This is a genomic window from Anaerolineales bacterium, assembly GCA_030583885.1.
Lineage (GTDB): Bacteria > Chloroflexota > Anaerolineae > Anaerolineales > Villigracilaceae > Villigracilis.
Window position 1 is genome coordinate 1,319,151 of record CP129480.1, and the last position, 12,126, is coordinate 1,331,276.

At 45.0% G+C, this 12,126-nt stretch carries 19 protein-coding genes; 14 read left to right on the top strand and 5 right to left on the bottom strand.

What is annotated here, in order from left to right:
* Positions 1 to 210: 210 nt before the first annotated feature.
* The 4 genes from QY332_06570 (at position 211) to QY332_06585 (ending at position 5,402) form a co-directional block, all read left to right on the top strand.
* Positions 211 to 567 carry a four helix bundle protein gene (locus QY332_06570; protein WKZ37595.1) on the top strand — a complete coding sequence of 119 codons (357 nt, stop codon included), beginning with the start codon at positions 211 to 213 and terminating at the stop codon, positions 565 to 567.
* A 78-nt stretch (positions 568 to 645) separates the two neighbouring features.
* Positions 646 to 2,358: an ATP-binding protein gene (locus QY332_06575; protein ID WKZ37596.1), complete on the top strand. Its 1,713-nt coding sequence runs from the start codon at positions 646 to 648 to the stop codon at positions 2,356 to 2,358.
* A 163-nt stretch (positions 2,359 to 2,521) separates the two neighbouring features.
* Positions 2,522 to 4,330, top strand: coding sequence for a TaqI-like C-terminal specificity domain-containing protein (locus tag QY332_06580; GenBank protein WKZ37597.1), 1,809 nt, complete (start codon positions 2,522 to 2,524; stop codon positions 4,328 to 4,330).
* On the top strand, positions 4,320 to 5,402 hold the full coding sequence (locus QY332_06585; protein WKZ37598.1) for a DNA adenine methylase: 1,083 nt from the start codon (positions 4,320 to 4,322) through the stop codon (positions 5,400 to 5,402). The genes QY332_06580 and QY332_06585 overlap by 11 nt, the downstream gene beginning before the upstream one ends.
* Positions 5,403 to 5,407: 5 nt before the next feature.
* On the opposite strand, the gene QY332_06590 is transcribed toward QY332_06585, so the two are convergent.
* Positions 5,408 to 6,496, bottom strand: a complete 1,089-nt coding sequence (locus QY332_06590) for a hypothetical protein (GenBank protein ID WKZ37599.1) — start codon at positions 6,494 to 6,496, stop codon at positions 5,408 to 5,410.
* Between the two features lie 131 nt (positions 6,497 to 6,627).
* Between QY332_06590 and QY332_06595 the strand changes: the two genes are divergently transcribed.
* Both QY332_06595 and QY332_06600 read left to right on the top strand, forming a co-directional pair.
* The gene (locus QY332_06595) at positions 6,628 to 7,395 is read left to right on the top strand and encodes a DpnI domain-containing protein (GenBank protein WKZ37600.1); all 768 of its coding nucleotides are present in this window, start codon (positions 6,628 to 6,630) and stop codon (positions 7,393 to 7,395) included.
* 3 nt (positions 7,396 to 7,398) lie between these two features.
* A complete protein-coding gene (locus tag QY332_06600) occupies positions 7,399 to 7,563 on the top strand; it encodes a hypothetical protein (protein ID WKZ37601.1) in 165 nt (54 codons plus the stop codon).
* Positions 7,564 to 7,688: 125 nt separating this feature from the next.
* Here QY332_06600 and QY332_06605 read toward each other — a convergent pair whose 3' ends face one another.
* Both QY332_06605 and QY332_06610 read right to left on the bottom strand, forming a co-directional pair.
* Positions 7,689 to 8,261 carry a nucleotidyltransferase gene (locus QY332_06605; GenBank protein WKZ37602.1) on the bottom strand — a complete coding sequence of 191 codons (573 nt, stop codon included), beginning with the start codon at positions 8,259 to 8,261 and terminating at the stop codon, positions 7,689 to 7,691.
* The gene (locus QY332_06610; GenBank protein WKZ37603.1) at positions 8,258 to 8,473 is read right to left on the bottom strand and encodes a hypothetical protein; all 216 of its coding nucleotides are present in this window, start codon (positions 8,471 to 8,473) and stop codon (positions 8,258 to 8,260) included. Before QY332_06610 ends, QY332_06605 begins: the two co-directional genes overlap by 4 nt.
* A gap of 133 nt (positions 8,474 to 8,606) precedes the next feature.
* Between QY332_06610 and QY332_06615 the strand changes: the two genes are divergently transcribed.
* Genes QY332_06615 through QY332_06625 form a run of 3 tightly spaced genes read left to right on the top strand, consistent with a single transcriptional unit; the run spans position 8,607 to position 9,329 of the window.
* Positions 8,607 to 8,945 carry a nucleotidyltransferase domain-containing protein gene (locus QY332_06615; protein ID WKZ37604.1) on the top strand — a complete coding sequence of 113 codons (339 nt, stop codon included), beginning with the start codon at positions 8,607 to 8,609 and terminating at the stop codon, positions 8,943 to 8,945.
* Positions 8,942 to 9,196, top strand: coding sequence for a HEPN domain-containing protein (locus tag QY332_06620; protein ID WKZ37605.1), 255 nt, complete (start codon positions 8,942 to 8,944; stop codon positions 9,194 to 9,196). The genes QY332_06615 and QY332_06620 overlap by 4 nt, the downstream gene beginning before the upstream one ends.
* On the top strand, positions 9,189 to 9,329 hold the full coding sequence (locus QY332_06625) for a hypothetical protein (GenBank protein ID WKZ37606.1): 141 nt from the start codon (positions 9,189 to 9,191) through the stop codon (positions 9,327 to 9,329). Before QY332_06620 ends, QY332_06625 begins: the two co-directional genes overlap by 8 nt.
* A gap of 54 nt (positions 9,330 to 9,383) precedes the next feature.
* Here QY332_06625 and QY332_06630 read toward each other — a convergent pair whose 3' ends face one another.
* Positions 9,384 to 9,719 (bottom strand): type II toxin-antitoxin system HicB family antitoxin, encoded by a 336-nt coding sequence (locus QY332_06630; GenBank protein ID WKZ37607.1) that lies wholly within the window; start codon positions 9,717 to 9,719, stop codon positions 9,384 to 9,386.
* Positions 9,706 to 9,966 (bottom strand): hypothetical protein, encoded by a 261-nt coding sequence (locus QY332_06635; GenBank protein ID WKZ37608.1) that lies wholly within the window; start codon positions 9,964 to 9,966, stop codon positions 9,706 to 9,708. The genes QY332_06630 and QY332_06635 overlap by 14 nt, the downstream gene beginning before the upstream one ends.
* Positions 9,967 to 10,154: 188 nt before the next feature.
* On the opposite strand from QY332_06635, the gene QY332_06640 reads away from it, so the two are divergent.
* The 5 genes from QY332_06640 (at position 10,155) to QY332_06660 (ending at position 12,072) form a co-directional block, all read left to right on the top strand.
* Positions 10,155 to 10,454, top strand: a complete 300-nt coding sequence (locus tag QY332_06640) for a type II toxin-antitoxin system prevent-host-death family antitoxin (protein ID WKZ37609.1) — start codon at positions 10,155 to 10,157, stop codon at positions 10,452 to 10,454.
* Complete coding sequence (locus tag QY332_06645) at positions 10,426 to 10,848, top strand: type II toxin-antitoxin system VapC family toxin (protein WKZ37610.1); 423 nt, start codon at positions 10,426 to 10,428, stop codon at positions 10,846 to 10,848. The genes QY332_06640 and QY332_06645 overlap by 29 nt, the downstream gene beginning before the upstream one ends.
* 98 nt (positions 10,849 to 10,946) lie before the next feature.
* Positions 10,947 to 11,150, top strand: coding sequence for a type II toxin-antitoxin system HicB family antitoxin (locus QY332_06650; GenBank protein ID WKZ37611.1), 204 nt, complete (start codon positions 10,947 to 10,949; stop codon positions 11,148 to 11,150).
* The gene (locus QY332_06655; GenBank protein WKZ37612.1) at positions 11,147 to 11,362 is read left to right on the top strand and encodes a type II toxin-antitoxin system HicA family toxin; all 216 of its coding nucleotides are present in this window, start codon (positions 11,147 to 11,149) and stop codon (positions 11,360 to 11,362) included. The genes QY332_06650 and QY332_06655 overlap by 4 nt, the downstream gene beginning before the upstream one ends.
* A 98-nt stretch (positions 11,363 to 11,460) precedes the next feature.
* Complete coding sequence (locus tag QY332_06660) at positions 11,461 to 12,072, top strand: hypothetical protein (protein ID WKZ37613.1); 612 nt, start codon at positions 11,461 to 11,463, stop codon at positions 12,070 to 12,072.
* The last annotated feature ends 54 nt before the right edge of the window (positions 12,073 to 12,126 follow it).

A 12,126-nucleotide genomic window follows, 5' to 3' on the forward strand; every position in this document is an offset into this window, starting at 1 on the left:
ATGATTTTAGAAGTTATCTCAAAAATGAAAAAAGCGTCCCAAATCTTCGATTTCCCTTCATAGATTAGGGTTTTTTCCATGCTCAGGTGTTTTTGAGACAAGTTCTAGATTGATTGTTGACGTTGGAGTCGGTGATGAACGAAAACGAGTTGGTGCATTTTTGATTTTTGAGTGTAGATTTTAGATTGGTGAATGGCGCAGGAGTTTGCAATGAACGAGAGTGACTTGAAAAAGCGGACAAAGCAGTTTGGGTTGCGTGTGATTCGATTGGTGGAGTCTTTGCCGAGCACGCAAACGGCGCGGACAATTGGCAATCAGTTGCTGCGTTCAGGGATGTCGGTGGGAGCGAATTATCGGGCGGCGTGCCGCGGGCGCTCCAAAGCGGATTTTGTTGCCAAGGCTGGCATTTCACTCGAAGAAGCCGATGAATGTTTGTATTGGATGGAAATGCTGCAAGAAGCAGGCATTATCCCTGCGGATAAACTGAAAGACCTGATGAAAGAAGCCGACGAGTTGGTCGCCATCTTTACCGCCTCCATTAAAACAGCCAGAGCAAACCTCAAATAAAAACATGGAAAGCGGACACGACTTACCAGTAATCTAAAATCAAACTTCTAAAATCAAAAATTCAAGAACGGAGTTCTTATGCAAAATCAGCGCGTAAAAATTGGCTACCTGGTCGGTGGCGGATTGAAGGAGAATTTCCGCGTGCGGCTCACGGTTTCTCCGCAGGAGATTCAGGAGGGGGCGTTTGTCGTCATCCAGAGCGGACATTGGAATTACTACGGCATCGTGACCGACATCAACCTCGGCGCAACCGACCCGCGTTTTGCGGATGAGCAGACGGAGGTGCGTTTCCCCGCGCAGATCGCCAAGGCGCTGCATGGACAAACATTGTATGCGAACCTTGAGGTGCTGCCGAATTTGATGCTGGAGGTGGGTCCCGAATTGGGCACGCCTGAGTATAAAGATTGGCAGGCGAAAATCGATGCGGGCTTGAAAGATGCGCCGCGCATTTTGCCCGTCAAAAATATCCCGCCGCACCATGCGGTTGTGTCGCTGGCGAATGAGGGCGATATCGCCGAGATTTTCGGTGACCCGAACAAGGACGGCAACTTCGTCATCGGGTATACCCGCGAGCAGGGACATCCCGTCTGCGTGAATCTCGATAAGTTTGTGCAGCGCTCGTCGGGAGTCTTCGGGGCGACGGGCACGGGCAAGTCGTTCCTGACGCGCTTGGTGCTGGCGGGCTTGATGAAGCGGGATCAGGCGGCGGTGCTGGTGCTGGATATGCACAACGAGTATGGGTTTGACGATGTGGCTTCGGACACGAAAAAAGCCGTGAAGGGATTGAAGACCCTGTTCAAGGGCGGAGTCCGATGCGTTGGCTTGGGAGCAGGAAGCACTATCAGAGGCAATCAAGTCGACTTTAATTTGGAAATCTCCACGGGAGACATTTCCACATCTGATATTGAGACGCTTTCACGCGAGTTGAATCTGCGCGAGACCACGCCGACGATCCTGAATGCGTTGTATGGCACGTTCAAGGATAAGTGGTTTGCGGCGTTTCGTGCGATGAGCCGTGAGACGGTGATGATCGAAGATGAAAGGGGCAAGACGAAGGAAGTGCCAGCGGAGGGGAGCGTGGCGAAGTGGGCGATGGAGAACGGCGTGAATGTGATGGCGGCGGAAGCGCTTCATGACAAACTGCGCAGACTGTTCGGCAAGCCCTATATCGTGGACCAAGCCGCGGCGGATTCGGTGGCGCAGATCATCCAGTCGTTGGAGGCGGGCAAGCATGTGGTGCTGTCGTTCGGCGAGCATGAGAGTGACCTGGATTATCTGCTGGTGTCGAATTTGTTGACGAGAAAGATCCGCGCGGCGTGGGAGAAGAAGACGAATGAGTTCCGCACGCACGGCAAAGCGGAGCCGAAGCCGTTGATCATTGTGGTAGAGGAGGCGCATAAACTGCTCAACCGCGAGATGGCGGCGCAGACGACCTTTGCGACCATCGCGCGCGAGCTGCGCAAATATTATGTGACGCTGTTGATCGTGGACCAGCGTCCGTCGCAGATCTATGATGAGGTGATGAGTCAGTTGGGCACGCGCATCAGCGGCTGGCTGGGCGATGACCTGGATATTCAGGCGGTACTTTCGGGTCTTTCAGGGCGCGACTCGCTGCGCGGGATGCTGGCGCGTTTGCAGCCCAAGGAAGAGGTGCTGCTGCTCGGCTGGGGTGTGCCGATGCCTTTGCCTGTACGGTCGAGAAGGTATGATGAGGCGTTTTGGAAAGAGATGGGGGGCGGTGGGAAGAAATCCCGCGAGGAGAATTTGAGGGAGTTGGGGTTTGGTGGGTAGAGCTGAATAATGACTAATTTGAAAACGAACAATGCTTCTTGCTTTAGCTTGTGGTTATAATAACTACTTCAAAAAATCTATTCAAGATACATAAAGGCAAATATTTATAAAATAATTCTCGTCATACTTACCTGAATATATTTTGCCAAATACATAACAGAAAATGAAAACATCAGACATACTTGTTAAACGCAATGGTGTTGTTTATACACCGAGATTGTTAGCTGATCATGTGGCGCGCAAGACGCTTCACTACTACCTTCTTGAAGAAAAGGCATCCAAAAGAAGGTCACTTTCTCAGTTAAGAGTGCTTGACCCAGCTTGTGGAAAAGGGGAGCTTTTAACTGCTTTTTGGCGTGCAGTTAGTGATAAAAATAATGTTGGAAGGTCAATTGACGTTTCTAAACTAGACCCGACAGAAATGCTATGTGGAATCGACATTGATAAAAATTCGGTTTCTTACTCTAGTGCCGAGATTCAAAAAATGGTGGCTTATGAAAAAATTCAAAAGCCACCAAAGACATTTACATTCAATTCGCTTCTACTTTCTTCAGAAAAATCTATGGCTTCTATTAAGAAGCGGTTTGGTGCGCCAGATGGGTTTGATATTGTGATTGCAAATCCGCCTTGGGGAGCTGATATATCGTCTTTCCGAAACAATCTTGTAACGTCAGTATTTTCTCTTTTACAAGGTCAGTTCGACACATCTGACTTGTTTTTTGAACTTTCATTGAAGCTAGTTAAGCCTGGTGGCGTTTTGGCTTTCATCATTCCAGATTCGCTTTTTGCGATTGAACGCCGTTCTTTACGAAAGCTAATATCGACACATACGAAAATTCTTTATCTTGCAAGATTAGGAGAAGGATTCTTCCCAGATGTTTTTAGAGGTTGTGCATTGCTAATTGTTAAGAATGCGCTTCCGTCTGAAGGTTCAAAAGTTGAATGTATGCGTTTAACTCCTCAATTAAGAAGTGATCTGTTAAATTTCAGTATTCCGTTTAAGGACGTGGAGAAGCAAGTCAATCATTTTGTTCCCCAATCTCGTTTTGTTCAAGATGGGCAATATTTATTTGATATTGACACAACGGTTAAAGAAGAAAATCTTATAAAAACCATTGGTAAGTCAAAGAATTCTATAAGTGATGCTCTTGATTCTTCCCGCGGTGTCGAACTTTCTAAACGAGGTTCTGTAACTCAGTGCACCAATTGTTTAAGATGGTCACCTACCCCAACTCATATCGAAAAAAAATGCCAAAAATGTGGAGCTTCAATTGATATTGATGTTGCGAAAACAACTCGCATAATAAATCATGAGCAACTGGAAGGGTATTTACCTATTGTTGTTGGAGAGTCTATTTCTAGATATCAGATTGATAAGTATTATTTCATAGATCCATCTAGAAAAGGGGTTAATTATAAAAACTTGAGTAAATATAATTGTCCAAAAATTCTTGTTAGAAAGACTGGTGTTGGTCTTACTGCTTCGATTGATTATTCTGGGGCGCTTACAAATCAAGTCGTTTATAGTTTTGTATTAAGACCCAAAAATGATTTTGCTCAATTACCCCTTGAGCTGTACCTTGCAATATTAAATTCAAGAGTAATGTATTACTACATAATAAAAAGGTTTGGCGAAATTGAATGGAGATCTCATCCTTACTTGACGCTCAAACATATTAGAGAATTGCCTATTCCAGACAATCTGTATGAGAAAATGAATAAAATATCTAACAGCAAAATTGTAATTAGTGAGTTGCGCAATTCGCTAAAAGCAGGAAAAAAAATTTCCGATTCATTAGATGCGAAAGTTGAAAACTTGGTCGCCAAACTATATGGATTGCATAAGTCTGATTACAATTTGATTTATTCTACTTTGTCATCGATTGAAAAATTGCGCCCAGTTCGAGTGTTATTGAATATAAGTCAAAGTGACATATTTGACCAAAAGATGAGGAAATCTAATGGGGTATAGGTATATAGGAGCAAAAACGAAGATACTTCCACGTATCCTAGCTAAGGCTAATTCAATATTGCCTAATGGTGGTCAAGTTATTGATTTAATGGCAGGTACAGGTGCTGTAAGTACTGAGTTTCGGAAAAATGGTTTTTTTGTAACAGCCTGCGATCTTATGACTTTCTCGTATCATCATTGTCGCACTGCACTATTATTTACTCAAGAACCCCAATTTCAGTCAGCTAAAAAAATCTTGTCAAAAAATTTTACAAAGCAGTTAAGCCTCTTTCAAACTTCAAATTATGAGGCTGTTATTGATCACCTAAATAATACTAAGCCAATTGAAGGGTATTTTTGGAGAGAATTTAGTAGCGAGGGAAGTCCTACTAATGGGTGTAGTCCACGAAATTACTTTTCCCCAAGTAATGCAAAACGAATTGATGCTATTCGTAAAGAAATAAAAACCCTTTTCTTAAACGGACTTATTGATGACCTTGAACGTTCTTTGCTTTTACACGACTTAATAATGGCAGCAAACGATGTTGCAAACATTGCGGGCACTTATGGACATTTTCTTTCTGTTCTACGAGGGCGCTCTCTAACAGACATTAAGTTGTCAACCACACAATTGATGATTTTACCTGATAAAGGAAATCATAAAGTCCTCCAAGGATACGCAGAAGAACTTGCTCCTGATTTGCAAGGTGATTTGTGTTACATCGATCCTCCTTATATGAAAAGGCAGTACGCTGCAAATTATCATATTTTGGAGACGTTAGCTCGCGAAGATGAGCCAGAAGCAGTTGGTGTAAGCGGTTTGCGTCCTTGGCGAGATCAGTATTCTAACTTTTGCTCAAAAGTTAAGATTAGAGATGCTTTTTCTTCCATAATCAATAATATGCGTTGTGATCGTTATTTGATAAGTTATAGTGATGAAGGGCTACTGACCATTGATGAGTTATTTGATTATCTCAGTAAATTTGGTCGGGTAACTCTTTCTAAGTTTGCGTACAAAAGATTTAAAAGTCGCGCTGAAGAAAGCCGTCCTGAAATTACAGAATATCTAATTGATTTACGAAGACATAAATAGAGCTGTTATTCTTGTTGATGTCTCCTGACTAAAGCGGCGTGTGATGGATGCCAGCGCAGTACATAAGATTGCCCGTTTATTTGGAATTCCAAAGTGTTATCTTCAGAAATCCTAGAAAGATCTAACCCTTCTACTGAAGCATAGTGCAACATTCTATGAATAAGTGGGCTAACTATGATGATATTAAAGGGAGAATCTGCGCCTTGTAAACCAAGGGGAATTAAGTGATGTGCTTCGGAGTACAGACTCCCATCAAGTTTCGTAAATGTAAACTGACTGCCAGATATTTGACATTCCCCATTGTATAGCCTTTTTAAATCTCTAACGGCTCTTTTATTCCTTTGAAGAACTAATTGAACTCTTCGATTCTGCTGACCGCCTGTTTCAAAATCGTTATCAAGTAATTCGTCAGTAGTAATCTCTTCAGCGAGTTGTACTTGTCTGCGAGTATTCCTGTTAATTGCGGGTCTATAAACTTCAGTAGTTTGTGAGACAAATGTAGTTTGGATATTTTGTTCATTGATAAATATGTTTTGTTCAGTCAAATCCAAAAAACCCGAGTATCCATTACGGGAGTCTGCATTTGTCATGGTGCTTAAAATTTCATTGGTATTGGCATCTTGGCAGGGGAGCCTGCCTTGAAACCACCCTGCCCAAATTGTTCCATTATTACATCGAACAAGATAAACAGCTAAATCATCAGGTCTTGATTGTCTATCAGCAGGGTTACTTGGTGATGGAAAACCATAATCAGGATGCCAAGCCCATACTCTATTCGAATGGTCACTACCTATTCTTTGGGCTGCAATTGAAAAAGTTTGCTCTCTCCGCTGATATATTGTTATTGTCTGATTCCTGTTTATTCCGATACTTTTTATGGTAAATTCCCACCTTAATGCTGTGCCTTCAAGATTAGATACAACGTTTCTTGCATTGTTGAAAAAATCTTGCCAGTTCTCCCGTGTAACAGATCCGATTCCAAAATCAATATATGTTTGCCCACCACCCCTTGCTTCAGAGCCAGAGGGCTTATAGATATTATAATAATCTGCAAACGTTAGATATCGAAATATTACATACGAAGCTTTTATCATAAAAATACTCCAAGTAAGCCAATTGTATCAAATTTGACTATCAGTTTGAAAGAAAAAGCGCAGGTTGTAAATGCAAAAATTGCTTCGAAAGGTTTGGCTATTAAGCGTTGATTATGAGTTTCAGATTGAATATGCTTATTAATGTCACAAAACTGTATTCGAGTCCAGTTCAGAAAATCCGCGTGATGACGGAAGGGTGGGTGAATCGGTCTGCGTTTTGTCCGTGTTGCGGGGGCGGGTTAAGTCGCTTTGAGAATAATACTCCCGTCGCTGATTTTTATTGCGGTCACTGCTCGGAAGAATACGAATTGAAATCAAAAAGCGGGGCAATGGGCAAGAAAATCGTGGATGGGGCATACGCCACCATGATTCAACGTCTGCAAGCAGACAACAACCCGAATTTCTTTTTTCTCACATATGACAAGTCCACGCTGGATGTGCGGAACTTCCTGACCATTCCAAAGTACTTCTTTGTTCCTTCAATTATCGAAAAAAGAAAGGCACTCGCGCATACTGCACGAAGGGCTGGCTGGGTTGGCTGTAATATTGATGTCAGCAATATCCCTGAATTGGGAAAAATCTTCTTTGTTCAAAATGGCATTGTGAAAAGCAAGGATGAAGTTCTGGAAAAGTGGAGCAAAACCGAATTCGTCAAAACCACACACAACATCGAATCAAAAGGCTGGCTTTTGGATGTTTTGGTATGTGTTGAAAAAATCGGAAAAGAGGAATTTTCGCTCGATGATGTTTATGCATTTGAAGGATATTTGAAAGCCAAACATCCAGCAAACAACAACGTGAAAGCGAAGATACGTCAACAATTGCAGTTTTTGAGGGACAAAAATATTCTTGATTTTGTTGGGCGCGGTCGATATCGGATGAAATTGAAAGGGAGATAAGTCATGCAAAGGTATATTGTCAGTCAGTTTGATGGAAGTACATTTGTGGTCATTGACCAGACGGAAAAGCGTGAAATCTGCGTTTGCTCGGAACATGACGAGCGCGAAGATGCAAGAGAACGAGCCGAGAACATAGCGATTTTGCTCAACGCGAGCGTTTCAGAGTAACGAGAGAACACTGGGGCGGGACCTATCCCCCCGCCCTTCCCTGAAGGGAAGGGGGCTGGTCCGCTTGCGGAATGGATGCGGAAAAGCAGGTAAACGAAAACTCGGAAGTTTTGGCTTCCGAGTTTCTATTTGAACATCCCTTCGATGTCGGTCCACAAGGCGGGCATGTCGAGAATGTCCGCAAAGGATTTTGTCCACTTGCCGATACGGTCAACGTCGAGTGTTGGATGTTTATCAATGATCGTGCGGATATCCTCCAGGTCTTTAGGTCGATGTGCGACGGCTTTCATGATAATCAAATCTTCGGGAGTGGGAAGGCGCACCGAAAGCGTGGCGGTTGATCGAACGACGCCTCTTTCGACCATCTCTTCTTCAAAGGGCATGATGCCGAGAGAAATATCAACGTTCGTTTCAGTGGGAGTGTGCCGAAGTAAAAGAACGCGGTTCTTTTGCGCAAACTCATCTGCATTTTGGATTCTTGGCTCGATATTTTCATTCTTTGCCGCTTCAAGAAATTTGGAAATATCCTGAATGGAAAGTAAAAACATCGCATCCACGTCTTCGGTGAGGCGGGGTCTGCCCAAAAAGCCGACAGCAATGCCGCCAATGATCACGCCGCGATTGCCAAATTTTTCAAGAAGCCTTTGCAGGGCTTCGATTGTTGCACGAAACGGCTCGATACCTTTATCCAACTTCATGCGGCTCCCCTCAACTTTGTCCAACGCTGAAAGACTTCCATTTCGCCATCGTTGTCATTGCGGGTTAAACTGTTTTCAAGGGCGAAACGAATAAGATTGTTGATCTGTTTCCAATGTTGTTCCGGTGTCATGGCGCGGAGTTCCTGCCGTTCGATTTCTTCGACGGCTTTCCAGCGTTCGCGGTAGAACTTGATGTCAAATCCTGCGTCCATAAGTTAATTATAGCATTGGAAAAGGAATAAACGAGCGAACACTGGGAAGGGATCTATCCCCCCGCCCTTCCCTAAAGGGAAGGGGGCTGTCACGCTTAGGATAAAGAGTTGGGAAAACAGGTAAAATAGGGACATGAAAGCCAAAGTCCCTGCAAAGATACGCAGACTCATGAAAGAGTTCAAGGAAGGGCTTGTCCGCATTTATGGGGATAAGCTCAAAGCCGTCTACTTGTACGGGTCCTATGCGCGCGGGGATTACCGCGAGGGTTCGGATGTGGACGTGATGATTTTGCTGGAGAACTACAAAAATTACTGGAAAGAGCAAAGCAAGATCAGCCAGTTGGCAAGCGATGTTTCTTTAGAGTATGACGTCACGGTGAGCTGTATCTTCGTCAAAGAAATCCAATGGAATACAGCCAGCGATGAAAGACCGCTCATCTACAACATCCGCAAAGAGGGACTGCCTGCATGAAGGACTATTCCAGTAAACTGTTCAGTAAAGCGTTGGATGCCATCGAAGCCGCTGAAGCCTTGTTGAATATCAACAAAGCAGAGTTTGCGGCAGGTCGCGCTTATTATGCAATGTTTTATGTCGCTGAGGCGTTGCTGTATAACGAGTTCGATTTGAAATTCAGCCGAGCACGGTCAGGTCATTGCGGCGTATGGAAAGAATTTTGCGAAAACCAAAGCGCTCGACCCAAAATTTCACCGCTGGATGCGTGACGGGTTCGACAGGCGCATCACAGGTGATTATGGTGTGGATACGGACATCGAAGATGATATTGTGGCCACCATGATCCATCAAGCACGTGAGTTCATGTTGGCGGCACAAAAGTATTTGAAAGAGAAGGAATAGATTGAATTTCGAAATAACGCGAGAACACTGGGATGAATGTCCCAGTGTTTTTGGTTATACGTCTTGCTTTCTAAGCTTATCCGCGGCAAGGCGGTTGAGGCTGATGCCTTCCTCCTGCGCTTCAATGGCGAGTTTACGATGTAATTCAGGCGGAATGCGCACCATGAACTTTCCGCTAAAGTGTTTGCTGGCAAGCGGTTCAGGCGGAGTCTCGCCGTTTGATTTCATATCCTTCACCACATCCGCAACGACCTGACGAATGCCAGATAGCGCGGCTTCGGGGTTTTCGTCCAACCAACTCAGGCTGGGGAATTCAATGCACAGTCCCACATATTCCTGATCGTCTTCCGACCAGGTAATGCGGTAGGTATAACGGTCATTTTTCAACATATCCTTCTGCCTCCAGTCGTTCGATCGTCTTTAATACCTGTTTCACTTGGTATGCCTTCGCCACGCCTTTGTCATTTTGAATGTTCACACGCGGGTCGCCCTGCCAGGGAGTTTTGTACACTCTATGACTGCTCCCTGACTGACGCGCTTCTCCAAAATAATGGTCGCAAACTTTACAGAGGTCCTGAAAGCGGATTCCCTTCGGGTTGCGCTTCATTTCCGTAATGATGTCTGCGATTTTGGGCATGCGCTGATGATACCACTATTGATACTGCACTGCAAGGGAAAATTGCATCCAAAGCGAGCGTTTCAGAAATAACGAGAGAACACTGGGATGAATGTCCCAGTGTTTTTGATTTGAGGTGGAATTGACAAAAGGTCAGTCTGAGAGTATATTTTCGATTGATTAATCGATTAATCAATCAAGAGGTAACCATGCTCAAGACAATCAGCGCCACAAAAGCCCGAATCAACTTTGGCGATGTGATGAAACAAGCCAAGATCGCCCCTGTCATTGTGGAGCGCGGCGGCAAAGCAGAGGTCGTTGTCCTTTCCAAGAAGGCATACGACCAATTGGTCGCGGCAAAAAGTCAAACAGACTGGCGCAGGTTGCTGGAAGAGTCCCGTAAGACAGTCCGCGCGGCACTGAAGGGTCGCAAGTTGCCAGATCCAGCAGAAATTATACGCCAGGGCAGGGAGGAAAGAGATGAACAACTCCTCAGCGCTTTGCATTGATGCGAGTGTCGTCACAAGGCTTGTCACTTCGGACGCAACTACCGATCTTTGGGAAAGTTGGATGACAGATGAAGTAAAAATCGTTGCGCCATCATTGTTATTTTACGAAGTAACCAATGGGCTGTATCGATATTACAAGGCGGGGATTTACCCACCCGAGGCTGTTGAAACGACGTTAAGAGCGGCTCTTGCGCTTCCCATTGAACTGGTCACTGTTTCTGATTTGCATCCACGTGCCAAGGAAATTGCCATGCGGTACAACCTCCCTGCTACGTATGATGCCCACTACCTGGCTTTGGCAGAGTGGATGGAAATCGATTTATGGACAGCAGATATGAGGCTGGTCAATTCGCTGAAACCTTTCAAGGTGAAATGGGTCAAAGGGATTGAGTAACGCGAGAACACTGGGATGGATGTCCCAGTGTTTTTGGTTTGTGGTGGAATGGAGAGTCGGGAAAACAGGTAGAATAAGGGTATGAAAGGCAGGTCGAAATGAATTTTACTGTTGAATATGAACAGGAAGAAGATGGCCGCTGGCTGGCTGAGGTCAAGGAATTGCCAGGGGTGATGGTCTATGGCAAAGACCCTGATGATGCGGTGGCGCGCGCTCAAGCATTGGCATTGCGTGTGGTCGCAGATCGCCTTGAAAACGGGGAGGCCGTCCCTGCATTGATGTTCTCCTTCTCGATGGCATGAGCGGCTGGAAAAGTATCAAAGCGAAACGTCTGCTTGCGGCATTGGAGAGAATCGGCTGGCGGGTCAAACGGCAGGCAGGCTCGCATAAAATATTGGAACGCGCTGGTTGGGCGGATGTTGTTTTCGCGTTTCACGACAAGGAAGAAATCGGCCCCCAAATGCTGGCGCGCATGGCCAAGGTCACTGGGTTAAAGCCCGAGGACTTGCAATAACAAGAAAACACTGGGATGGATGTCCCGGTGTTTTTGATGCGTGGGGAATGTCCGCCTGATGAGGGGATGGTGGAAATCGCATTGCGACAAATTTATCCATGACCAAATTTGACCCGCAAAAACACCATCGTCGTTCCATTCGTTTACAGGGATACGATTATTCGCAAGAAGGCGCGTATTTCGTCACCATTGTGACGTGGCGGAGAGAATTTCTGTTTGGAAACATTGTGAATGGCGAAATGATGTTGAGTCCGTATGGGGAGATTGTTCAGAAATGGTGGGGGGAGATACCTGCCCATTTTCCGAATGTGGAAACAGGGGCATTTGTGATTATGCCGAATCATATTCATGGGATTATTTTTATTGTTGGGGAACGCAGGGGCACGGTCTCCGTGCCCAAGGATGATGGTGAAAATTCAATTTCAGAGAATAACGATATGTCTGGTCAGAACTTGGGCGGGAAAACCCCGCTACGGGTATTCAATGGAACGCCGACATTGGGACAAATAATTGCGTATTTCAAATATCAATCCACGAAGGAAATGAACAAGGTGGAGAATGCCGGGGTGGTTACAAAATTCTGGCAGCGTAATTACTACGAACACATCATCCGCGACGGGAAAGACCTGCAAAACAAAACCGATTACATTGAGGCAAATCCGCTGTTGTGGGGTGAAGACGACGAGAACCTTGTCAATAGGAAGAAATGAGAAAACACTGGGACATCCATCCCAGTGTTTTCTCATTTTGGAGGATACAGGCTT